We start from the raw sequence: 20,353 nt of genomic DNA, 5'->3' as shown, positions 1-20,353 counted from the left end.
CATGCCCTGGTGCCGCTGCATCAACCGGTGACCGCCCCCTGGTTGGCCGGCCGCGCGAGCGCCGCGAATTTCGCGAGCACGCCGCGCGTATAGCGCGGCGCCGGCTGCCGCCACGCGGCGCGGCGGCGCGCGAGTTCCGCATCGTCGACGTTCAGTTGCAGCAGCAGCCGGTGCGCGTCGATCGTGATCGAATCGCCTTCCTGCACCAGTGCGATCGTGCCGCCGACGAACGCCTCCGGCGCGACGTGGCCGACCACCATGCCCCAGGTGCCGCCCGAGAAGCGGCCGTCCGTGATGAAGCCGACCGACTCGCCAAGCCCCTTGCCGATGATCGCGGAAGTCGGTGCGAGCATTTCCGGCATGCCCGGGCCGCCCTGCGGGCCGAGGTAGCGCAGCACGAGGATGTCGCCCGCGCGGATCCGGTCGCCGAGGATCGCGTCCATCGCGCTCTGCTCGTCGTCGAACACGCGCGCCGGGCCCGTGATCACGGGGTTCTTCAGGCCGGTGATCTTCGCGACCGCGCCGTCTTCCGCCAGATTGCCCTTCAGGATCGCCAGATGGCCTTCCTTGTACAGCGCGCGGTCGATCGGGAAAATTACGTGCTGATCCGCGCGCGGCACGGCCGGCACGTCCTTCAGCTCGTCGGCGATCGTGCGGCCCGTGATCGTCATGCAGTCGCCGTGCAGCAGCCCCGCGTCGAGCAGGATCTTCAGCACCTGCGGAATCCCGCCGGCCCGATGCAGGTCGGTCGCGACGTACTGTCCCGACGGCTTCAGGTCGCAGATCACCGGCACGCGCTTGCGGATGCGTTCGAAGTCGTCGATCGTCCAGTCGACCTCGGCCGCGTGCGCGATCGCGAGATAGTGCAGCACCGCATTGGTCGAGCCGCCGGTGGCCATGATCACCGACACCGCGTTCTCGATCGACTCCTTCGTGATGATGTCGCGCGGCTTCAGGTCGCGCTTCACGGCCTCGACCAGCACGCGCGCCGATTCGGCGGCCGAATCGACTTTCTCCTGGTCGGGATTCGCCATCGTCGACGAATACAGCAGCGACATCCCGAGCGCCTCGAACGACGAGCTCATCGTGTTCGCGGTGTACATCCCGCCGCACGAACCCGACGTCGGGCACGCGTTCTTCTCGACACCTTCGAAATCCTCCTGCGACATCCGGCCCGCGGTGAATTCGCCGACGGCCTCGAACGACGACACGATCGTCAGGTCGCGGCCCTTCCAGTTGCCGGGGCGGATCGTGCCGCCGTACACGTAGATGCCCGGCACGTTCAGGCGCGCGAGCGCGATCATGCCGCCCGGCATGTTCTTGTCGCAGCCGCCGACGACCACCACGCCGTCCATCCACTGGCCCTGCACGCAGGTTTCGATGCAGTCGGCGATCACTTCGCGCGACACGAGCGAGTACTTCATCCCTTCGGTGCCCATCGACATGCCGTCCGAAATCGTCGGCGTGCCGAAGATCTGCGGGTTCGCGCCGGCCGCCTTCACGGCGTCGACCGCCGCGTCCGACAGCCGCTGCAGGCCGGAATTGCACGGCGTGATCGTCGAATGGCCGTTCGCGATGCCGATCATCGGCTTGTCGAAATCGTCCTTCTGGTAGCCGAGCGCGTAGTACATCGAGCGGTTCGGCGAACGGGCCACGCCTTGCGTGATGTTTTTAGAGCGGCGGTTGTACGACATGGGGAGCTCCATCGTTGTTTTGGCGACGCCGGCGCGAACGATGCGCCGGGTGGGTCGATCAAGCATGGAGTTTCCGTTCTGGGATGTCCAATATATTATTTGTCGACTATTAAGTCGTTTTGCGAATGAGTCGAGCATGGCCGATCCGATCCCCGACCTGCGCCAGTGGCGCTATTTCGCGACCGTCGCCGACGAGCGCCATTTCGGCCGCGCGGCCGAGCGGCTGTCGATGACGCAGCCGCCGTTGTCGCAGGCGATCCGCGCGCTCGAGGACGCGCTCGGCGTCGCGCTGTTCGTGCGCACCAAGCGCTCGGTCGCGCTGACGGCGGTCGGCGTCGCGCTGTTCGTGCGCACCAAGCGCTCGGTCGCGCTGACGGCGGTCGGCGCGGCGCTGCTGCCGGAGGTGCGCCGGCTGCTGGCATCGGCCGATGCGCTGCCGCCGCTCGCGCGTCGGCTCGCGCGCGGCGAGGCCGGCTCGCTGTCGCTCGCGTTCGTGTCGACCGCCGATTACGGGCTGCTGCCGTCGTTGCTGCGTGCGTTCGGCGTGCGCTATCCGCAGGTGCGGCTGCAACTCATGGAGGCGACGAGCGACGTGCAGATCGACGAACTCGTCGCCGGGCGCATCGACGCCGGGCTCGTCATTCCGCCCGTGCCGCCGCGCCACGCGGCCGGGCTGTCGTACCTGCCCGTCGTGCGCGAGCCGCTGGTGGTCGCGATGCCGGCCGGGGCGTCCGACGCGCCCGAGGACGAGCCCGTGCAGCTCGCCGACGTCGCCGCGTTGCCGCTCGTGATCTTTCCGCGCCGTTTGGCGCCCGGCTTTTATGACATCATTACGGGCTGCTACGGCGCGGCGGGGGAAACTCCGCGCATCGGCCAGGAGGCGATCCAGATGCAGACGATCGTCAGCCTCGTGTCGGCCGGCATGGGCGTCGCACTGGTGCCGCAATCGCTGCGTAACCTGCGGCGCACCGGCGTGGTCTACCGGCCGCTCGCCGGTCACGCGCCGGTCGTCGAGACGGGCCTCGTGTGGCGCACCGGCGACGTCAGCCCCGTGCTCGCCGGCTTCATCGACGTCGTGCGCGCGCACGGTCCGGCCGCGTGACGTGAACGATGGCGCGCGGGCGCCGTCCAACGCGCGGTCCTGCACGTGTGCGACGGCCGTACCGTATTCGAAAACTTCTTCGCTAACCCATGATCATTCACCCGAATTTCGACCCCGTTGCGATCCATCTCGGGCCGCTGGCCGTGCGCTGGTATGGCCTCATGTATCTCGTCGGCTTCATCGCGGCGATCGTCGTCGGCCGGATCCGCCTGAAGCTGCCGTATGTCGCCGCGCAGGGCTGGACCGCGAAGGACATCGACGACATGATGTTCTACGGCGTGCTCGGCACCGTGCTCGGCGGCCGGCTTGGCTACGTGCTGTTCTACAAGGCCGATTTCTACTTCTCGCATCCGCTCGACGTGTTCAAGGTGTGGGAAGGCGGCATGTCGTTTCACGGCGGCTTCCTCGGCGTGACGCTCGCGATGGTGCTGTTCGCGTGGCAGCGCAAGCGGCACTGGCTGCAGGTCACCGATTTCGTCGCGCCGATGGTGCCGTTGGGGCTGGCAGCGGGGCGGCTCGGCAATTTCATCAACGGCGAGCTGTGGGGCCGCGTGACCGATCCGACGGCGCCGTGGGCGATGCTGTTCCCGGGGGCGATGCGCGACGACGCGGCATGGCTGCCGAAACATCCGGCACTCGTCGAGAAGTGGCATCTCGCCGACGTGTTCATGCAATACCAGATGCTGCCGCGCCATCCTTCGCAGCTCTATGAAATCGCGCTCGAGGGCATCGCGCTGTTCTTCGTGCTGTTCCTGTTCGCGCGCAAGCCGCGGCCGATGGGCGCGATATCCGCGCTGTTCCTGATCGGTTATGGCCTTGCTCGTTTCACGGTCGAATTCGCGCGCGAGCCGGACGACTTCCTCGGCCTGCTCGCGCTCGGCCTGTCGATGGGGCAGTGGCTGTCGCTGCCGATGATCCTCGCGGGTATCGCGATGATGGTCTGGGCGTATCGCCGTCGCGCGGCGAACGCGAATGCGGCCGCTTGAAGTGGCTGCATGAGGTCGCTGCATGACGCGGTATCGATGTACGCGCGATCGGCGCGTGCATCGGCTGCCCGGATGCACATGAAAAACGCCGGCCCTCGGGCCGGCGTTTTCGTTTCCGACAACGGCGCGATGCGCGTTACTTCATCTGCACCGAGCCGTTGACGGTGACCGACACGGTGGCCTTGCCGCCTTCGACCGCGATCGGCGCGCTCATCTTCGCGCTGTCCATCGGCGCCGCGGCCATCGCCATCATGCGCGGGTACGGCTGCACGTTGCGGCCGCTGCCGACGTTCACGTCGCGGATCGTGTAGCTGTTGTAGCCGAACGCCTTCGCGGCTTCGTCCGCGCGGGCGCGGAACGACTTGATCGCTTCGGTCGTGAGCTTCTGCTCGGCCGTGCGCTGCGCTTCCGGCGACAGCGAGAACTCGACGTTCGCAACCTGCATCAGGTTCGACAACTGGCCTGCCAGCTTCGACGCCGCGGCGAAATCGCGCGATTCGAGCGCGACCTCGGTGCGGCCGCGCCATGCGGAGATCTTGCCGTCGCGATCGGTGCTCGGATACACGGAGAACGCGCCCGTGTGCGCGGTGACGCCCGACACGCCCTTCGCCTGCGACAGGGCCGCATCCGCGCGCTGGTTCAACTGCGCGGTGAGGCTGCCCGGGTCCTTGGCCTGCTGCTCGTAGAACAGCGTGATGTGGATGATGTCCTGCGGCACGTCGGCGCTGGCCTGCGACGAAAGCGACAGCACGCCGGCCGGCTCCGGAAAGTGCGGGTTCGCCGTCTGGGCGTGCGCGGCGGGCGACGCGAGCGTCAGCGCGACCGGAACGGCGGCGGCGAGAGCGAGCGACAGCGCGAGTGCGGATTTCTTGGTCATTGTTGGACTCCTTGTGCGAGGGCGCGCATGCGGATCACGCGTGCGCGACGCGGGCGTACCGCGCGACGAAAAAAACGACGGCCGGCCGATCGGCCGACAGCGGTTGCTTAGGCTGCGCGAAAGCGCCGCGAGTTCCGTTGCGGCAGTGCGTACTGACCAGATTTGACCTTTTGGCCGGCGCCTACTTCATCAACTTTTCGGTGATGAACCGCCATTCCGCGCGCGTGACGGGCGTGATCGACAGCCGGTTGCCACGGGCGAGCACGCGCATGTCGGCGAGCTCGTCGTGCTCGCGCAGCGCGGCGAGCGGCACGAGCGGCGACTTCTTCACGAAGCGCACGTCGACGAGCAGCCAGCGTGGCGCTTCCTGCGTCGATTTCGGGTCGTAATAGGGGCTTTTCGGATCGAATTGCGTGGGATCGGGGTAGGGCGTGGACGATACTTCGGCGAGGCCCGCGATGCCCGGCTCGGGGCAGCTCGAGTGATAGAACAGCACGCCGTCGCCGATCTTCATCGTGTCGCGCATGAAATTACGCGCTTGATAATTGCGCACGCCGGTCCACGGCAGCGAGCGCTGCGGTGCGTTGGCGAGATCGTCGATGCTTGCTTCGTCCGGTTCGGACTTCATCAGCCAGTATTGCATGGATCGTAATCGACGCAGAAGGGGCTGCTGCAAAAGGAAACGGCATCGGGAGTTCCCGATGCCGTTGGATAGGCCCCCGCCTTGGCCGCTAGGCCGGCATCCTGAACCTGAGGTTCAGAATTGGTCGCAGTTAGCAGCACTTCGGGTACATCAGACAGAGTGACGCGCGCGCCCGTGCTACAAATTTCCGCAACCGTGCACATGGCATTGGTTCAAGGAATATATGACCTTGGCGAACCAGGCAGGGAAGCTGACTGAACTGTGTTTCGATGCGCCAATTTGACCACCGTTGACCGTCGAGATCAAGCGGAATCGACGCATCGTTTGAAACGTTACTGCGTCTCGTGCTGTGCGAGCACCGCGCCGAGCTGTTCGTTCATCTGGTGCATTGTACGACGGATTTCTTCCGCCGGAAATGCTTCACCGTGCCGCACGCTCGTTTGCAACCGCAGCAATTCCGACGCAAGCGACAGCGCCGCCATCACCGCGATGCGATCGGTGCCGCGCACCGAGCTGTTCGAGCGGATTTTCGACATTTCGGCATCGACGCGCGCGACCGCTTCGAGCAGCGCCGCTTCGGTCTCGGCCGAACAGGCGAGCCGATAGGGCTGACCGAGAATCGAGACTTCGATCTGCTTGGTGCTCATGCATGTTCTCCGTGGCTGGCCGCGTCATCGCCATCCGTGCGCGCCTGCGCATCGAGCAGGTCGAGCTGGTTGTCGGCTTGCTCCGCGCTCTTCGAGCGCGGCAGCTTTTCGAGAATCGCGTTCAGTTTCACCTGGGCGTCGTCGATCTTCGCCGACAGCGTGTCGCGCTCGGCCGCGAGCGCATTGCGTTCGTCGCGCAGCTGCGCGAGTTCCGCGCGGACCGTATCCGCTTCCGCGCGCAATTGCGCGACCTGCTCCTCGAGCGCGAGCCGTTCCGAGTGATAGCGCTTGTTCAGCGAAATCAGACGGCCAATATTTTGAGACAGGGTTTCGAGTTCGTTGAGCATTTGCTGCGTCCTCTAAAGACCCAGCATTTTAGCGCGGAATACCGTGCAATCCGACATCTGTAACGTTTCCAGTCGTAACACCCCTGCTTCTTGCCGCGAATGGACGCGTCCCGCGCGGCTCCGGACGCTTCCTTGACGCTCGCGCGGCCGACTCCTAAACTGGGCGCCGCCTCGGTGCTCGCGCGCAGGACGCGCGGTTAAACGGGAAGCAGGGTGCGGGCTCCACGAGCGCGCCAACCTGCGCTGCCCCCGCAACGGTAAGCGGCCGCGTCGCATGATGCAGGCCGGCTCGGGCGCGTTTCGCGTGCAGGTCGCATGCGGACGCGGGCCACTGCGCGTCATGGCGCGGGAAGGCGAGCCGGACCGCCGCCAGCCCGGATACCGGCCGAGACGGGGAGCCCGCACGGGCTCCATGACGCGCGGCCTGCGGGGAAGCGGGGCGTGCACTGTTTCACGGAACGTTCTTCGATGCCGACCCCAATCGTCCGCCACGTGCCACTGTCGCGCTCGGCTGGCCCCCGCAAGCGGATGCGCCGCGCGTCGTGCGTGCGGTCGTGCGCGGCATGAGCGCGGCACGCGCCGCCGCGATCTGGGCTGCGCTGGCCGTCATGGTCGCGCTGCTGTTCGTCGCGTCGCTGTCGATCGGCAGCGTGCCGATGTCGCCGTGGCAGGCGCTCGCGTCGCTCGTGCCGCACGGCGGCGATACCCTGTTTGCCGATATCGTCCGGACGCTGCGCCTGCCGCGCGCGCTCGCGGGTTTCGCGTGCGGCGCGCTGCTCGCGCTGGCCGGCGCGTTGTTGCAGGTGTTGCTGCGCAATCCGCTCGCGGAGCCGTATGTACTGGGCGTGTCCGGCGGCGCGGCCGGCTTCGCGCTCGTCGCGATGATCGCGGGCGGCGCGTGGTGGCTCGTCGACGCATCCGCGTTCGCCGGTTCGCTCGTCTCGGTCGCGCTCGTGCTCGGTCTCGCGAGGCGCGAGCTGTGGCGCGGCGAATCGCGCGACGCGTCGCCGCGGCTGCTGCTCACGGGCGTCGTGATCGCGGCGGGGTGGGGCGCGCTCGTCACGCTGCTGCTGTCGCTTGCGCCCGACGCGCGGCTGCGCGGCATCATCTTCTGGCTGACGGGCGACCTGAACGGCGCGACGGCGCCTTGGTTCGCGTGGGGCGCGCTGCTGTTGAGCGCAGGCGTCGCGTTGCCGGCCGCGCCGCAACTGAACGTGCTGCTGCGCGGCGACGCGACTGCGCTCGCGCTCGGCGTGCCGGTCGCGCGCCTGCGCGTGCGGATCTATCTCGTCGCGTCGCTGGCCGCCGCGGCCGCGGTGACGACGGCCGGTACGATCGGCTTCGTCGGGCTCGTCGTGCCGCACGCGTTGCGGCTCGCGTTCGGCAACGACCAGCGGATGCTGCTGCCGGCCGCGATGCTCGCGGGCGGTGGCGGCGTGATGGCGGCCGACCTGCTCGCGCGCACCGCGATCGCGCCCGCACAATTGCCGGTCGGCGTGATGACCGCGTTGATCGGCGTGCCCGTGTTCCTGTGGATGTTGCTGAGGAGGCCGATGCGATGACAGGCACCGCAGCACTGAACGCCGCTGCCGGCGACGTGCGCTACACGGCCGTCGACCTGACGCTGAAGGCCGGCGCGCGCACGCTGCTCGACCGCTTCACGCACGCGTTCCGCCCCGGCGAGATCTGGTGCGTCGCGGGGCCGAACGGCGCGGGCAAGACGACGCTGCTCGCCACGCTCGCGGGATTGCAGCCGCCCGCCGCGGGACACGTCGAGATCGACGGCCGGCCGCTGGCCGCGTGGCGCCCCGAACGACTCGCGCAGCGCCGCGCGCTGATGCCGCAGCAATGGCACGATGCGTTCAGCGCGACCGTGTTCGACACGGTGCTGCTCAACCGCTTTCCGTATCTCGGCGGCTGGGGGTGGGAGCGCGACGGCGACCGCGCGGCCGCGCGCGATGCGCTTGCGACGTTCGACCTGAGCCCGCTCGCGTCGCGCGACGTGATGTCGCTGTCGGGCGGCGAGCGGCAGCGGGTCGCGCTGGCCGCGACGCTGTGCCAGGATGCGCCGCTGATGCTGCTCGACGAACCGCTCGCGCATCTCGACCTGCATCACCAGATCGACTGCCTGACCGCGCTGGCCGCCTGGCTCGCGGCGGGCCCGCGCACGGTGATGTTTTCATGTCACGACCTGAATCTCGCGCGGCGTTTCGCGACGCATGCGTTGTTGCTCGACGGCCGCGGCCATGCGTGGGCCGGCCGCGTGCACGACGTGCTGACGCCGGAGCGCGCGAGCGACGCGTTCGGCTATCCGCTCGTGCTGATCCGCGAGAACGGCCGCGATGCGCTGTTGCCGGCGTGGCCCGCGCGACAATGATCTTTCTCGTTTCGAATTTTCCGATGCGCGGCGCATGCCGCGCCCACCACACGGCTCCTCGATGACCACTTCGACCCAATTCCCGCCCGCGATCGCGCCGCTAGACGACGCGCTGCGCACGCGCCTGCAGCATGTGATCGACCACAAGACCAAGCCGCCCGGCAGCCTCGGCCAGCTCGAGGCGCTCGCGCTGCAGATCGGCCTGATCCAGCGCACCGAGCGGCCGGTCGTGCAGCGTCCCGTGACGATCGTGTTCGCGGGCGACCACGGGATCGCGGCCGAGGGCGTCAGCCCTTATCCGCAGGCGGTGACCGCGCAGATGGTCGCGAATTTCCTCGCCGGCGGCGCGGCGATCAACGCGTTTTCGGGCGTCGCGCAGAGCACGCTCGAGATCGTCGATGCGGGCGTCGCGTCGCCGCTGCCGCTGTCGGACCGGCTGGTGTCGGTTCCGGTCGCGCGCGGCACGCGCAACTTCGCGGCGGAACCGGCGATGACGCGTGAAGAAGCGATGACGGCGCTGGCCGCGGGCGCGGCGCGCGTGCGCCTGCACGCGTCGCTCGGCACGAACGTGATCGGCTTCGGCGAGATGGGGATCGCGAATACGTCGTCGGCCGCGTGCCTGATGAGCCGCCTGCTCGACGTGCCGATCGACGCCTGCGTCGGCCGCGGCACGGGCCTCGACGATCAGGGCCTCGCGCACAAGCGTGCGGTGCTCGGTCGCGCGCTCGTCAAGCACTCGCATGCGATCGCGCCGCTCGACGTGCTCGCGACGTTCGGCGGCTTCGAGATCGCGATGATGACCGGCGCGTACCTCGCGGCCGCGAGCGAGCGGATGACGATCCTCGTCGACGGCTTCATCGCGACCGCCGCGCTGCTCGTCGCCGAGCGCATCGCGCCCGGCGTGCGCGACTACTGCGTGTTCTCGCATACGTCGCACGAGGCCGGCCACCGGCGCATGCTCGAGCATTTCGGCGCGAAGCCGCTGCTCGCGCTCGACCTGCGGCTCGGCGAAGGCACGGGCGCCGCGCTCGCGCTGCCGCTGGTGCGCGCGGCGGCCGCGTTCCTCAGCGAGATGGCGAGCTTCGAATCCGCCGGCGTCGACGATCGTGACGCCTGAGCGCGTGCGCGGCATGCGCGCCGAGCTGCGCTACTTCTTCGTCGCGCTCGGCTATTTCACGCGCGTACCCGTGCCGCGCTCGATCGGCTACGCGGCCGGCGATCTCGACCAGGCCGCGCGCTATTTCCCGCTCGTCGGCGCGTGCGTCGGCGCGTGGGGCGCGCTCGTCTATCTCGTCGCGCTGCGCGTGCTGCCGCCGTCGATCGCGGTCGGGCTGTCGATGGCCGCGACGCTGCTCGCGACCGGCGCGTTCCACGAAGACGGCCTCGCCGACAGCTGCGATGCGTTCGGCGGCGGTTACACGCGCGACGACGTGCTGCGCATCATGCACGATTCGCGGATCGGCACGTTCGGCGCGGTCGCGCTCGTGATCGCGCTCGGCCTGAAATGGCAGGCGCTGGCGTCGATGCTGCCGCTGCGTGCCGCCTGGACGATGATCGCCGCGCACGCGGCGAGCCGCGCGATGGCCGTGAGCCTGCTGATGACGCTCGACTACGTGCGGCCCGAAGGCAAGGCGAAGCCGGTCGCGCAACGAATGGACGCACGTGCGGCGTGCGTCGCGGCGGTGTTCGGACTGCCGTGGCTGTTCTGGCCGGACTGGCGCATGGGCGTTGCCGCCTGCGTGGCGCTCGTGCTCGTGCGCGCATGGGCGGCCCGCTATTTCGTGAAGCGGATCGGCGGTTATACGGGCGACTGTCTCGGCTTCGCGCAGCAACTGGGCGAACTGGCGATCTATCTGGTGGTGCTCGGATGGACGTCGTCCTGATCCGTCATCCGGCCGTCGGCATCGAGCCGGGCGTCTGCTACGGGCGCAGCGACGTGCCGCTCGCTGAATCGGCCGATGGCGGCGCGCTGGCCGTGCGCACGCATCTGGCGGAGCTAGGTGCGCTGTTTCCCGAACAGGTGTGGACGAGCCCGCTGACGCGCTGTGCGTCGGTTGCCGAACGGCTCGCGCGGGCATTCGACGTACCGCTGCTGGGCGATGACGACTGGCAGGAAATGGATTTCGGCGCGTGGGAAATGCAGCGCTGGGACGATATCGACCGCGCGGCGCTCGATGCGTGGGCGGCCGACCTGATGCATGCGTGCGCGCATGGCGGAGAGAGCGTCGCGCGATTCGTCGCGCGGGTGGCGCGGCAGGCCGAGGCGCTTGCGGCGTTCGACGGGCCGCAATGGGTCGTCACGCATGCGGGCGTGATCCGCGCATTCGCGTCGCATGTGTTGCGCGTGCCGCTCGATACGCTGCTGTCGCGGCCGGTGCCGACGGGCGGGGTGGTGTGGCTGCGCAGGGAGGGCGCCGCGCGAACGTGGGAAGTCGTGCACTGGGATGCATAGGCGCATTGCGTCTGCAGGTGAACTGCGCTGCGCACGGCGCGATCTGTTTCGAGCACCGCACGCATCCGGCATCGGTGCACGATGCACCGCAACCCGCCGGAAATTAGCGCGCCGGTCGCCGCGCACGGGCGGCCTCCAGATCCTCGCACAGCGCGGCCGCACCCTGCGCGATCCGCGGCGCCGGCCGCGTCAGCAGATCGCCATCGATTGCGAACAGGTTGTTGCGCGCCACGGCCGTCAGCGCGGGCCACGCGCGCCAGCGCGCGAGGCTCGGCAGCAGTTCGTTCGAACGGGTCGCGCCGCTACCCGTCGTCACGATCGCTTCCGGATTCGCCGCGAGCACGGCCTCGTCGGTCACGGTCGGCGCGAGCGGCTTGAGCGACGCGAACACGTTGCGGCCGCCGCAGAGTTCGAATACTTCGTTGATCAGGTGCGTGCCGTTGAGCGTCGTCAGCGGGCGGTCCCACACCTGGAAGAACAGCGTGACGGGCGGGCGTGCCGCGTAGCGTGCGCGCAGTGTCGCGATGTCCCGCGTAAAGGCGGCCGCGGCGGCATCGGCGGCCGGTTGCGTGCCGAGCAGCGTGCCGAGCCGGCGCAACGACGACGACACGTCGTCGAGATGCTTCGGTTCGCTGAAGAACAGCGGGATGTGCAGCGCGCGCAGCGCGTCGGTCTGCCGCTCGGCGTTGCCGTGCCGCCAGACGACGATCAGGTCGGGCTTCAGCGCGGCGATGCGTTCGAGATCGAGCGCCTTGTTGTCGCCGACGCGCGGCACCGCTTGCGCGGCCGCCGGATAGTCGCTGTACGTGACGGTGCCGACGAGCTTCGCACCGCCGCCGGCCGCATAGACGAGCTCGGTCGCGTGCGGCGCGAGGCTGATCACGCGCTGCGCGGGCGCGGGTAGCGTGACCGTATTGCCGGCGTCGTCGCGCGTCGTCACGTCGGCGTGGACGAGCGGCGCGTGAGCGAGCGCGACCAGCAGCGCGGCCGGTGTCAGCCGACGGAACACGCGTGAACTCATGCGGTGGCCCGCTGCAGCAGCGGCACGCAATGCGCGAGCGCATCGCCGAGGCGCCGCCACTCGGCTTCGCTGCCTGGCAGGCCGATGCGCACGCTCGACGGCGTCGGGAAGTACCGCGTCCAGATCCCATGTGCCGCGAGCGCCGGATGCAGCGCCGCGGCGCGCGGATCGTCGGTCCAGCTGAACAGCGGCGTCGCGCGCACCGCGAAGCCGTGCGCGCGCAGCAACGCGGCCAGTCTTTCGCCGTCGGCCGCGAGCCGCTCGCGCGCGGCAGCTTGCCATGCGCGGTCGGCGAATGCCGCGGCGACCGCGTGGCGTGCGGGGCCGCTGACGGTCCACGCGCCGAGCACGTCGCGCAGCGCGGCGATCAGCAAGGGATCTGCGAGCACGAAGCCCGCGCGGATCCCGGCCAGCCCGAAGAACTTGCCGACCGAGCGCAGCACGACGAGCCCTGGACGATCGACCTGTGGCGCGAGCGATGGCGTCGCGCCCGTATCGGCGAACGCTTCGTCGACGATCAACGTACCGCCGCGTGCCGCCAGTTGCGCGTGCCAGCCGAGCAGGCGCGCGGTCGGCACGAACTCGGCGGTCGGATTATTCGGATTCCCGACGATGACGTGGCGCAGCGTTGCGGGCAGCGTATCCGCGCGGATGTCGAGCGTGACGACGCGATGGCCGTGGCGCGCGAACGCGGGCGCGTATTCGCCGTACGCGAGCGCCGCGACGCCTGCGTCACCGGCTGGCAGCAATGCCGGCAACGCACGGATCGCGGCCTGGCTGCCGGCAACCGGTAGTACGTGCGCGGCGTCGGACGCGTGGTAGTACCGCGCGGCGCAGGCCGCGAGGCCGTCGCCGTCGTCGGGCAGCCGGCGCCACGCGTCGGCCGGCACGGGCGGAACCGGGTAGCCGACCGGATTGATGCCGGTCGACAGGTCGAGCCACGCGTCGTACGGAATGCCGTGGCGGCGGGCGGCTTCGTGCAGGTTGCCGCCGTGCGCGATGGATGAATCAGACATGATGGGAGGCCATGACGAGTGCGCCGCTCGCGACCAGCAGCGCGAGCCACAGCGCGAGCGTGCGCGTGACGAGCGACAGCGCGGCGACGATGTGAAGGGCGGTGGCCGTGGCGCCGGTGCCGAGCACCGGCCGATCCTCGATCTCGCCGTGATAGACGGCCGGGCCGCCGAGCTGCACGTTCAGGCTGCCGGCGCCCGCGGCCATCACGGGGCCCGCGTTCGGGCTGTCCCAGTGGCGCGCCTGCGTGCGCCAGCAGCGCCACGCGGCGACCGTGTCGCCGAGCAGCGCGTAGCTCGCGGCGGTGAGGCGCGCGGGCATCCAGTTCAGCGCATCGTCGAGGCGCGCGGCGGCCCAGCCGAAGGTCAGGAAGCGCGGCGTGCGGTAGCCCCACATCGCGTCGAGCGTGTTCGCGAGCCGGAACAGCAACGCGCCGGGGCCGCCCGCGACGACGAACCAGAAGAGCGCGCCGAAGATCGCGTCGTTGCCGTTTTCGAGCGCCGATTCGACGGCCGCGCGCGACAGCGCACCTTCGTCCGCGTTGCTCGTGTCCCGCGACACGATGCGCGCGGTCAGCGTGCGCGCCGCGTCGAGGTCGTGCCGCAGCAGCGCGGCGGCGATCGGCGCGACGTGGTCGGCGAGGCTCTTCGCGCCGAGCGCGAACCACAGCAGCGCGATGTGCAGCGCCGCCGCGAACGGCCAGGGCAGCACGGCGACGAGCCATGCCGCGACGGCCACCGGCGGCACGACCGCCGCGAGCCACGCGGCGACGCCGACCACGCGGCCGCGCCGGCCCGTGTTCAGCGCGGCTTCGATGCGCGCGGCGACGCGGCCGAACGCGACGAGCGGATGCCAGCCGGCCGGCTCGCCGATGGCGCGGTCGACGATCGCGGCCGCGACCGCGAGCATCGCGACGACGGGCAGTGACAGCATCAGCATGACGGCGCGCCCGCCTTGAGGTCGAGCGGCAGCCCGGCAACCAGCAGCGTGACGCGCGTCGCGAGCGCGGCGACGCGCTGGTTCAGGCGGCCGAGCTCGTCGACGTAGCGGCGCGTGACCGACCCGAGCGGCACGACGCCGAGCCCGATCTCGTTGCTGACGACGATCACCTTCGCGCGCGCGCCGAGCAGCGCGTGCTCGAGCCGCTCGACCTGGGCCGCGTACTGCGCGTCGTCGAGCGGTTCGCCGTCGGCCGGGCACAGCAGGTTCGTGAGCCACAGCGTCAGGCAGTCGACGAGCAGGCACGCGTGCGGATCGTCGAGCCGCGCGAGCGTGCCGGCGAGATCGACGCTCGCGTCGGCGAACCCCCAGTCGGCCGGCCGGCGCGCGCGGTGATGCGCGATGCGCTGCGCGAATTCGGGATCGGCGGCGGTCGCGGTCGCGATGTAGGTGACGGGGCGGCCGCTGTCGGCGGCGAGCCGCTCGGCATGCGCGCTCTTGCCCGAGCGCGCGCCGCCGAGGACGAAGGTGAGGTCGTGCGGAATCATCGCGTGATTGTAACGGCGCGGGCGACCCGCCGCGGGCGATAATGCCGCCTTTGCTTCGCGACACCTTTCACACGATGAATGCACCCGAGCCGCGGCCGCGCGGCACGCTGATGATCCAGGGCACGACATCCGACGCGGGCAAGAGCACGCTCGTCGCGGGCCTGTGCCGCCTCGCACGCCGCGGCGGCGCGCGCGTGGCGCCGTTCAAGCCGCAGAACATGGCGCTCAACAGCGCGGTGACGGTCGACGGCGGCGAGATCGGCCGCGCGCAAGCGTTGCAGGCGCTGGCCGCCGGCGTCGCGCCACATACGGATTTCAATCCGGTGCTGCTGAAGCCGACGAGCGACCGCGGCGCGCAGGTGATCATTCACGGCAAGGCGCGCATGAACCTCGACGCGCGGGCGTATCACGACTACAAGCCGGTCGCGTTCGATGCGGTGCTCGAATCGTATGCGCGCCTGCGCGCCGGTTACGACACGGTGATCGTCGAAGGCGCCGGCAGCCCGGCCGAGATCAACCTGCGCGACGGCGACATCGCGAACATGGGCTTTGCCGAGCGCGTCGACTGCCCGGTCGTGCTCGTCGCCGACATCGATCGCGGCGGCGTGTTCGCGCATCTGGTCGGCACGCTCGCCTGCCTGTCGGACAGCGAGCGTGCGCGGGTGCGCGGCTTCGTGATCAACCGCTTCCGCGGCGACCTCAAGCTGCTCGAACCGGGGCTCGACTGGCTGCGCGCGCAGACCGGCAAGCCGGTGTTCGGCGTGCTGCCGTATCTGCACGGGCTGCTGCTCGACGCCGAGGACATGCTGCCCGCGCAGGCGCGCAGCGCCGCCGCTCGTAGCGATGCCGGCGTGTTGCGCATCGTCGTGCCCGCGCTGCCGCGCATCAGCAACCACACCGATTTCGATCCGCTGCGCGCGCATCCGCAGGTCGAATTCACGTACTGGAAGAGCGGCCCCGTGCCCGACGCCGACCTGCTGATCCTGCCCGGCTCGAAGAGCGTGCAGCGCGATCTCGCGTGGCTGCGCGATGCGGGCTGGGACGCGCTGATCCGGCGCCATCTGCGCTACGGCGGCAAGGTGATCGGCATCTGCGGCGGCATGCAGATGCTCGGCCGCACGCTCGACGATCCGCTCGGCCTCGAAGGCGCACCCGGCAGCGTGCCGGGGCTCGGGCTGCTCGAGTTCGACACGACGCTGCAGCCCGACAAGACGCTGAAGAACGTGACCGGTCGACTCGCGCTGCCGGGCACGGCGGCCGTGCGCGGCTACGAGATCCACATGGGCGACACGCGCGGGCCGGCGCTCGCGACGCCCGCGCTGACGCTGACCGCCGATGCCGGGCGGGACGGCGTGCGTCCCGACGGCGCGATCTCGGCCGACGGCCAGATCCTCGCGACCTACGTGCACGGGCTGTTCGACGCGCCCGACGCCTGCGCGGCGCTGCTCGCGTGGGCGGGGCTCGACGGCGCGGCCCGCATCGACTACCCGGCGCTGCGCGAGGCGTCGCTTGAGCGGCTGGCCGACACGTTCGCCGAGCACCTCGACCTCGACGCGCTGTACGCCGAGTTTCGTTGAAACCGCGCCGGTCGGCTCTCGCTTTTTCCGCGCGATCGCGTACAACAGAGGAGGGCGGAAGTCCGCCCGAAGGAGGGCGACGATGAGGGCTCGATGGTGGTGGAGCGTGCTGCTTGCGGCGCTGCTGGGCGCGTCCGCGGCCGCGCATGCCTGCGATTCGTATGCGCCGGGCGGCGGCCAGTCCGGCGGTGACGCCACGCAAGGCAAGAGCGGTTACTGAGCAGGAAGGATGCAGGGCATGATCGGTCATGCCCTTTTTTTGCGTCGATTCGTTCCTGAGTGGAGGTAATTTAAGCGGGCTGGCGCGTTTATCGGCCGAATGGATTCGAATAGAGTGCGATCCATTCCATCCACTCACTAAGGAATCCGTCATGAACGCCAACCGCCTGAACGATTTCGCCGCGACGCTGCTGCGCGTCGCCCTCGGCGTGCTGTACCTCGCGCACGTCGCACAGAAAGTATTCGTCTTCACGCTGCCGGGCACCGCGCGGTTTTTCACGTCGATCGGCCTACCGGGCTGGCTCGCGTACCTGACCACGTTCGTCGAACTGGCGGGCGGCCTGGCGCTGCTCGCGGGCTTCCGCGTGCGCATCGCCGCGCTGGTGCTGCTGCCGTTCATGCTCGGCGCGGTCGCCGCGCATCTGCCGAACGGCTGGGGCTTCTCGTCGCCGCACGGCGGCTGGGAATATCCGGCGTTCTGGGCCGTCACGCTGGCCGTGCAGGCCCTGCTGGGCGGCGGCGCGTTCGCGCTCGGCGCGCGGGAGGCCGCGGTCCAGCGCGCGTGACGTGAAGGAAAGCAGACGAAAGGGGCACAGGTTCGGTGCGACCGGTTCCGGTGACCCCCCGTTTGCCGATATCATCGCTCCCTGTATCCGCAATCGAGCGGCGCCTGCCATGCGGCCGGCGCCGCGCGGCTTTTTCGGGGGAATTCATGACGGTCATCGTGGTGGCGAATCCGAAGGGCGGCGTGGGCAAGAGCACGCTGTCCACCAATCTAGCCGGCTATTTCGCGGCGCAGGGCGCATGGGTCGCGCTGGCCGACCTGGACCGGCAGCAGTCCGCGCATGCGTGGCTCGACCTGCGGCCGGCCGGCTTGCCGGCGATCGAGGCGTGGGCGCTCGATCCGGAGGCGCCGTCGAAGCCGCCGCGCGGCCTCGAATACGCGGTGATCGATACGCCGGCCGGCCTGCACGGCACGCGGCTCAACGTCGCGCTGCAACTGGCCGACAAGGTGATCGTGCCGCTGCAGCCGTCGATGTTCGATATCCTCGCGACCCAGCAGTTTCTGGAACGCCTTGCCGGCGAGAAGGCCGTGCGCAAGGGCAGCGTCGAGGTCGGGATCGTCGGGATGCGGGTCGACGCGCGCACGCGCTCGTCCGACCAGCTGCACCGGTTCGTCGAAGGGCTCGGCCTGCCGGTGCTCGGCTACGTGCGCGACACGCAGAACTACGTGCAGATCGCCGCGCACGGCCTGACGCTGTGGGATGTCGCGAAAAGCCGCGTCGAGAAGGATCTCGAACAGTGGCGGCCGATCGTCGAATGGGCCGAGCGCCGCGCGCCGAAGGCCGAGAAGGCCGTCAAGGCGTCCTGAGCGGCCGTCCGGCCGCTGCAACCTCTCAGACCCAATGAGAAAGGGCCGGACCGTGGCTGACGGCATCCGGCCCTTCTGCGGCAGGCGGCATCGCCGCACCCCGCGCGACGGCACGCGGGCGTGCGGCTCGGCTTACGTCCAGTTCTGCGTCGGCACGTGATCGCGATGGCCCTTGATCTTGTTGCCGTCGTCGATGAACACGAGCTTCGGCTTCCAGCCGGCCTGCAGTTCCGCTTCGTCGACCATCGCGAACGCCGCGATGATCACGAGGTCGCCGAGCTGCGCGCGGCGCGCGGCCGAGCCGTTCAGCGAGATCATCCCGCTGCCGCGCTCGCCCTTGATCGCGTAGGTCGAGAAGCGCTCGCCGTTGTTGATGTTCCAGATGTCGATCCGTTCGTTTTCGATGAGGCCCGCCGCTTCGAGCAGGTCTTCGTCGATCGCGCACGAACCTTCGTAGTGCAGTTCGCAGTGCGTGACCGCCGCACGGTGGATCTTCGATTTGAGCATGTGGCGCTGCATGGTGTCTCCGTGATGCGTCGTGAGAGGCGCGGCGGGCCGCGCGTCAGATTTCCAGGTTGTCGATGAGGCGCGTCGCGCCGAGCTTCGCGGCCGCGAGCACGACGAGCGGCTCGCCGGCTTCGAGTTCGGCGGCGCTCGGTGCGATCAGGTTCGCGCGGCGGCGGATCGCGATGTAGTCGGGCACCCAGCCGCGTTCGGCCAGGTGCGCGTGCGCGTGCTGCTCGAGCTTGCCGAGATCGCGTTCGCCGCCGAGCACGCTGTCGCGCACGCGCTGCAGCGTTTTCGCCAGTTCGGGCGCTTCGTTGCGCTCGTCGGTCGTCAGGTAGCGGTTGCGCGACGACAGCGCGAGGCCGTCCTCGTCGCGCACGGTTTCGGCCGCGATGATGTCGACCGGCAGCGCGAGCTGCTGGCACATCCGGCGCACGATCATCAACTGCTGGTAGTCCTTCTTGCCGAACACGGCGACGCGCGGCTGCACGCACGACATCAGCTTCGTGACGACCGTGCACACGCCGGCGAAGAAGCCGGGCCGGAACTCGCCTTCGAGAATCCCGCCGAGGTCGTCCGGCGGCAGCACGCGGTACTCCTGCGGCTCAGGGTACATGTCGCGCTCGGTCGGCGCGAACAGCACGTACACGTTGTCCCGCTGCAGCTTCTCGATATCGTCCTGGAGCGTGCGCGGGTACTTGTCGAAATCCTCGTTCGGGCCGAATTGCAGCCGGTTGACGAAGATGCTCGCCACGACCGGGTCGCCGTGCTGGCGCGCGAGGCGCATCAACGACAGGTGCCCTTCGTGCAGGTTGCCCATCGTCGGCACGAACGCCGTGCGGTTCTGTCCGCGCAGCTGGTCGCGCAGTTCCTGGATCGAGCTGATGACTTTCATGATCGGGTAGCGGGTTCCTCGCGCAGGCGCGCGTTGACGCCGCGGCAGCGGCATCGGGGTCGAAGCGGAGAACGCCGGCGCGCGGGCGGCGCATCGGGCGTCGGCGGATTGTAGAGGATTTGGCCGCGCGACGCATCGATAAAAGAACGATCGTTCACTTTATAGTGGGACGTGCCGGATACCCGCCGGACGGCCATTCGCCGCGGCGAAGCGGCGAGCGTCGGGATGCACCGGGGAACGGGAAGCGGCGGGCGGCGGCCCTTACGCGGGCAGGTACGCGAGACGCACGTAGATCGGCGCGAACGGTTCGGCCTGCGTGATCTCGAGCAGCGATTCGCGCGCGAGTTCGAGCATCGCGATGAAGTTCACGACGACGACCGGCACGCCGCGCGACGTGTCGAACAGGTCGGCGAATTCCATGAAGCGCGCGTTCTGCAGCCGGCGCAGGATCAGGCTCATGTGTTCGCGCACCGACAGCTCCTCGCGGGAGATCTTGTGGTGCTGGACGAGCTTCGCGCGCTTGAGCACGTCGGCCCACGCGGCGCGCAGGTCGTCCGAATTCACGTCGGGGAAGCGCGGCGTGACGCTCTGCTCGATGTATACCTCGGCGCGCAGGAAATCGCGGCCGAGCTGCGGCAACTGGTCGAGCCGCTGCGCGGCGAGCTTCATCTGCTCGTATTCGAGCAGCCGGCGCACGAGTTCGGCGCGCGGATCCTCGGCTTCCTCGCCGGTGTCGGCCTTCTTGACCGGCAGCAGCATCCGCGACTTGATCTCGATCAGCATCGCGGCCATCAGCAGGTACTCGGCCGCGAGCTCGAGGTTCGACGTGCGGATCTGGTCGACGTAGCCCAGATATTGCGCGGTGACCTGCGCCATCGGGATGTCGAGCACGTTGAAGTTCTGCTTGCGGATCAGGTACAGCAGCAGGTCGAGCGGGCCTTCGAACGTCTCGAGGAACACCTCGAGCGCGTCGGGCGGGATGTACAGATCCTGCGGCAGCTTGAACAGCGGCTCGCCGTACAGGCGAGCGAACGCCGCGACGCCGTCGACCGTGTCGGGCGTCGAATCGGCGCCCGCGGGCGCGGCGATCGCGTCGTCCTGCCGGGCGGCGCTGGCCTCGTCGGCGGCGCTCACGT

Annotated in this window: 23 protein-coding genes, 1 other RNA gene and 1 riboswitch; of the genes, 11 read left to right on the top strand and 13 right to left on the bottom strand. The window is 69.5% G+C overall.

Annotated elements, in window-relative coordinates; all coding sequences use genetic code 11:
* Positions 1-20 precede the first annotated feature (20 nt).
* Positions 21-1,694, bottom strand: a complete 1,674-nt coding sequence (ilvD, locus tag HWX55_RS16600; protein ID WP_175976518.1) for a dihydroxy-acid dehydratase — start codon at positions 1,692-1,694, stop codon at positions 21-23.
* Between the two features lie 136 nt (positions 1,695-1,830).
* Between ilvD and HWX55_RS16595 the strand changes: the two genes are divergently transcribed.
* Together HWX55_RS16595 and lgt are read left to right on the top strand one after the other, a co-directional pair.
* A complete protein-coding gene (locus HWX55_RS16595; RefSeq protein WP_175976517.1) occupies positions 1,831-2,796 on the top strand; it encodes a LysR substrate-binding domain-containing protein in 966 nt (321 codons plus the stop codon).
* Positions 2,797-2,885: 89 nt separating this feature from the next.
* Positions 2,886-3,782: a prolipoprotein diacylglyceryl transferase gene (gene lgt, locus HWX55_RS16590; RefSeq protein ID WP_175976516.1), complete on the top strand. Its 897-nt coding sequence runs from the start codon at positions 2,886-2,888 to the stop codon at positions 3,780-3,782.
* 136 nt (positions 3,783-3,918) lie between these two features.
* Here lgt and HWX55_RS16585 read toward each other — a convergent pair whose 3' ends face one another.
* The 5 genes from HWX55_RS16585 to HWX55_RS16565 all read right to left on the bottom strand — a co-directional run bounded on the left by HWX55_RS16585 (position 3,919) and on the right by HWX55_RS16565 (position 6,296).
* Entirely contained in the window at positions 3,919-4,659 is a 741-nt protein-coding gene (locus HWX55_RS16585) for an SIMPL domain-containing protein (protein ID WP_050012064.1), read from the bottom strand.
* A gap of 181 nt (positions 4,660-4,840) precedes the next feature.
* Positions 4,841-5,302 carry an EVE domain-containing protein gene (locus HWX55_RS16580; RefSeq protein WP_006478090.1) on the bottom strand — a complete coding sequence of 154 codons (462 nt, stop codon included), beginning with the start codon at positions 5,300-5,302 and terminating at the stop codon, positions 4,841-4,843.
* 69 nt (positions 5,303-5,371) lie between these two features.
* A non-coding RNA gene (ssrS, locus tag HWX55_RS16575) (6S RNA) lies at positions 5,372-5,553 on the bottom strand.
* An 81-nt stretch (positions 5,554-5,634) separates the two neighbouring features.
* Positions 5,635-5,949 carry a cell division protein ZapA gene (locus HWX55_RS16570; protein WP_006478091.1) on the bottom strand — a complete coding sequence of 105 codons (315 nt, stop codon included), beginning with the start codon at positions 5,947-5,949 and terminating at the stop codon, positions 5,635-5,637.
* Positions 5,946-6,296, bottom strand: coding sequence for an ATPase (locus tag HWX55_RS16565; RefSeq protein ID WP_006478092.1), 351 nt, complete (start codon positions 6,294-6,296; stop codon positions 5,946-5,948). The genes HWX55_RS16570 and HWX55_RS16565 overlap by 4 nt, the downstream gene beginning before the upstream one ends.
* Positions 6,297-6,451: 155 nt before the next feature.
* A riboswitch (cobalamin riboswitch) is annotated at positions 6,452-6,701 on the top strand.
* 158 nt (positions 6,702-6,859) lie between these two features.
* Here HWX55_RS16565 and HWX55_RS16560 point away from each other — a divergent pair.
* The 5 genes from HWX55_RS16560 to cobC all read left to right on the top strand — a co-directional run bounded on the left by HWX55_RS16560 (position 6,860) and on the right by cobC (position 11,125).
* Positions 6,860-7,858 (top strand): iron ABC transporter permease, encoded by a 999-nt coding sequence (locus HWX55_RS16560; RefSeq protein WP_244140590.1) that lies wholly within the window; start codon positions 6,860-6,862, stop codon positions 7,856-7,858.
* Positions 7,855-8,673: an ABC transporter ATP-binding protein gene (locus HWX55_RS16555; RefSeq protein ID WP_175976515.1), complete on the top strand. Its 819-nt coding sequence runs from the start codon at positions 7,855-7,857 to the stop codon at positions 8,671-8,673. The genes HWX55_RS16560 and HWX55_RS16555 overlap by 4 nt, the downstream gene beginning before the upstream one ends.
* Before the next feature lie 61 nt (positions 8,674-8,734).
* Positions 8,735-9,790, top strand: a complete 1,056-nt coding sequence (gene cobT, locus HWX55_RS16550) for a nicotinate-nucleotide--dimethylbenzimidazole phosphoribosyltransferase (RefSeq protein ID WP_050012061.1) — start codon at positions 8,735-8,737, stop codon at positions 9,788-9,790.
* 13 nt (positions 9,791-9,803) lie between these two features.
* On the top strand, positions 9,804-10,556 hold the full coding sequence (locus HWX55_RS16545) for an adenosylcobinamide-GDP ribazoletransferase (RefSeq protein ID WP_050012060.1): 753 nt from the start codon (positions 9,804-9,806) through the stop codon (positions 10,554-10,556).
* Entirely contained in the window at positions 10,541-11,125 is a 585-nt protein-coding gene (cobC, locus tag HWX55_RS16540; RefSeq protein ID WP_175976514.1) for an alpha-ribazole phosphatase, read from the top strand. Before HWX55_RS16545 ends, cobC begins: the two co-directional genes overlap by 16 nt.
* A 103-nt stretch (positions 11,126-11,228) precedes the next feature.
* Here the strand turns inward: cobC and HWX55_RS16535 are convergent, their stop codons facing one another.
* From HWX55_RS16535 to cobU, 4 genes are read right to left on the bottom strand one after another with little or no spacing between them, the layout of a single operon-like run.
* A complete protein-coding gene (locus HWX55_RS16535) occupies positions 11,229-12,146 on the bottom strand; it encodes a cobalamin-binding protein (protein WP_175976513.1) in 918 nt (305 codons plus the stop codon).
* A complete protein-coding gene (gene cobD, locus HWX55_RS16530; RefSeq protein WP_175976512.1) occupies positions 12,143-13,162 on the bottom strand; it encodes a threonine-phosphate decarboxylase CobD in 1,020 nt (339 codons plus the stop codon). The genes HWX55_RS16535 and cobD overlap by 4 nt, the downstream gene beginning before the upstream one ends.
* Positions 13,155-14,099: an adenosylcobinamide-phosphate synthase CbiB gene (cbiB, locus tag HWX55_RS16525; protein ID WP_175976511.1), complete on the bottom strand. Its 945-nt coding sequence runs from the start codon at positions 14,097-14,099 to the stop codon at positions 13,155-13,157. The genes cobD and cbiB overlap by 8 nt, the downstream gene beginning before the upstream one ends.
* Positions 14,093-14,647, bottom strand: a complete 555-nt coding sequence (gene cobU, locus HWX55_RS16520) for a bifunctional adenosylcobinamide kinase/adenosylcobinamide-phosphate guanylyltransferase (RefSeq protein WP_175976510.1) — start codon at positions 14,645-14,647, stop codon at positions 14,093-14,095. The genes cbiB and cobU overlap by 7 nt, the downstream gene beginning before the upstream one ends.
* 74 nt (positions 14,648-14,721) lie before the next feature.
* Here cobU and HWX55_RS16515 point away from each other — a divergent pair, with 74 nt between their 5' ends.
* From HWX55_RS16515 to HWX55_RS16500, 4 genes are all read left to right on the top strand, one after another.
* Positions 14,722-16,224, top strand: a complete 1,503-nt coding sequence (locus tag HWX55_RS16515) for a cobyric acid synthase (protein ID WP_175976509.1) — start codon at positions 14,722-14,724, stop codon at positions 16,222-16,224.
* A gap of 82 nt (positions 16,225-16,306) precedes the next feature.
* Positions 16,307-16,444, top strand: coding sequence for a hypothetical protein (locus tag HWX55_RS16510; protein WP_162838115.1), 138 nt, complete (start codon positions 16,307-16,309; stop codon positions 16,442-16,444).
* A gap of 151 nt (positions 16,445-16,595) precedes the next feature.
* Positions 16,596-17,009 (top strand): DoxX family protein, encoded by a 414-nt coding sequence (locus tag HWX55_RS16505; protein WP_175976508.1) that lies wholly within the window; start codon positions 16,596-16,598, stop codon positions 17,007-17,009.
* A gap of 146 nt (positions 17,010-17,155) precedes the next feature.
* Positions 17,156-17,815 carry a ParA family protein gene (locus HWX55_RS16500; RefSeq protein ID WP_175976507.1) on the top strand — a complete coding sequence of 220 codons (660 nt, stop codon included), beginning with the start codon at positions 17,156-17,158 and terminating at the stop codon, positions 17,813-17,815.
* A 132-nt stretch (positions 17,816-17,947) separates the two neighbouring features.
* Here the strand turns inward: HWX55_RS16500 and panD are convergent, their stop codons facing one another.
* From panD to HWX55_RS16485, 3 genes are all read right to left on the bottom strand, one after another.
* Positions 17,948-18,334: an aspartate 1-decarboxylase gene (gene panD, locus HWX55_RS16495; RefSeq protein ID WP_011545962.1), complete on the bottom strand. Its 387-nt coding sequence runs from the start codon at positions 18,332-18,334 to the stop codon at positions 17,948-17,950.
* Positions 18,335-18,377: 43 nt separating this feature from the next.
* A complete protein-coding gene (gene panC, locus HWX55_RS16490) occupies positions 18,378-19,217 on the bottom strand; it encodes a pantoate--beta-alanine ligase (protein WP_175976506.1) in 840 nt (279 codons plus the stop codon).
* Between the two features lie 261 nt (positions 19,218-19,478).
* Entirely contained in the window at positions 19,479-20,351 is an 873-nt protein-coding gene (locus HWX55_RS16485) for a ScpA family protein (RefSeq protein WP_012329011.1), read from the bottom strand.
* Between the last annotated feature and the right edge of the window lie 2 nt (positions 20,352-20,353).

This window comes from Burkholderia sp. BCC1047 (genome assembly GCF_902833155.1).
Taxonomy (GTDB): Bacteria; Pseudomonadota; Gammaproteobacteria; order Burkholderiales; family Burkholderiaceae; genus Burkholderia; species Burkholderia sola.
Note: the sequence above shows the minus strand (reverse complement) of the source record. Positions and strands in the feature narration are given on the sequence as shown.

Bases quoted from the DNA above. Each gene is read 5' to 3' on its own strand.
- HWX55_RS16510 (WP_162838115.1), top strand. From the start codon at position 16,307: ATGAGGGCTCGATGGTGGTGGAGCGTGCTGCTTGCGGCGCTGCTGGGC.
- panC (WP_175976506.1), bottom strand. From the start codon at position 19,217: ATGAAAGTCATCAGCTCGATCCAGGAACTGCGCGACCAGCTGCGCGGA.
- cobU (WP_175976510.1), bottom strand. From the start codon at position 14,647: ATGATTCCGCACGACCTCACCTTCGTCCTCGGCGGCGCGCGCTCGGGC.
- panD (WP_011545962.1), bottom strand. From the start codon at position 18,334: ATGCAGCGCCACATGCTCAAATCGAAGATCCACCGTGCGGCGGTCACG.
- HWX55_RS16560 (WP_244140590.1), top strand. From the start codon at position 6,860: ATGAGCGCGGCACGCGCCGCCGCGATCTGGGCTGCGCTGGCCGTCATG.
- cbiB (WP_175976511.1), bottom strand. From the start codon at position 14,099: ATGCTGATGCTGTCACTGCCCGTCGTCGCGATGCTCGCGGTCGCGGCC.
- HWX55_RS16580 (WP_006478090.1), bottom strand. From the start codon at position 5,302: ATGCAATACTGGCTGATGAAGTCCGAACCGGACGAAGCAAGCATCGAC.
- HWX55_RS16555 (WP_175976515.1), top strand. From the start codon at position 7,855: ATGACAGGCACCGCAGCACTGAACGCCGCTGCCGGCGACGTGCGCTAC.
- HWX55_RS16535 (WP_175976513.1), bottom strand. From the start codon at position 12,146: ATGAGTTCACGCGTGTTCCGTCGGCTGACACCGGCCGCGCTGCTGGTC.
- cobC (WP_175976514.1), top strand. From the start codon at position 10,541: ATGGACGTCGTCCTGATCCGTCATCCGGCCGTCGGCATCGAGCCGGGC.
- cobD (WP_175976512.1), bottom strand. From the start codon at position 13,162: ATGTCTGATTCATCCATCGCGCACGGCGGCAACCTGCACGAAGCCGCC.
- HWX55_RS16505 (WP_175976508.1), top strand. From the start codon at position 16,596: ATGAACGCCAACCGCCTGAACGATTTCGCCGCGACGCTGCTGCGCGTC.
- HWX55_RS16585 (WP_050012064.1), bottom strand. From the start codon at position 4,659: ATGACCAAGAAATCCGCACTCGCGCTGTCGCTCGCTCTCGCCGCCGCC.
- HWX55_RS16595 (WP_175976517.1), top strand. From the start codon at position 1,831: ATGGCCGATCCGATCCCCGACCTGCGCCAGTGGCGCTATTTCGCGACC.
- HWX55_RS16500 (WP_175976507.1), top strand. From the start codon at position 17,156: ATGACGGTCATCGTGGTGGCGAATCCGAAGGGCGGCGTGGGCAAGAGC.
- HWX55_RS16565 (WP_006478092.1), bottom strand. From the start codon at position 6,296: ATGCTCAACGAACTCGAAACCCTGTCTCAAAATATTGGCCGTCTGATT.
- lgt (WP_175976516.1), top strand. From the start codon at position 2,886: ATGATCATTCACCCGAATTTCGACCCCGTTGCGATCCATCTCGGGCCG.
- ilvD (WP_175976518.1), bottom strand. From the start codon at position 1,694: ATGTCGTACAACCGCCGCTCTAAAAACATCACGCAAGGCGTGGCCCGT.
- HWX55_RS16570 (WP_006478091.1), bottom strand. From the start codon at position 5,949: ATGAGCACCAAGCAGATCGAAGTCTCGATTCTCGGTCAGCCCTATCGG.
- cobT (WP_050012061.1), top strand. From the start codon at position 8,735: ATGACCACTTCGACCCAATTCCCGCCCGCGATCGCGCCGCTAGACGAC.
- HWX55_RS16545 (WP_050012060.1), top strand. From the start codon at position 9,804: ATGCGCGCCGAGCTGCGCTACTTCTTCGTCGCGCTCGGCTATTTCACG.
- HWX55_RS16515 (WP_175976509.1), top strand. From the start codon at position 14,722: ATGAATGCACCCGAGCCGCGGCCGCGCGGCACGCTGATGATCCAGGGC.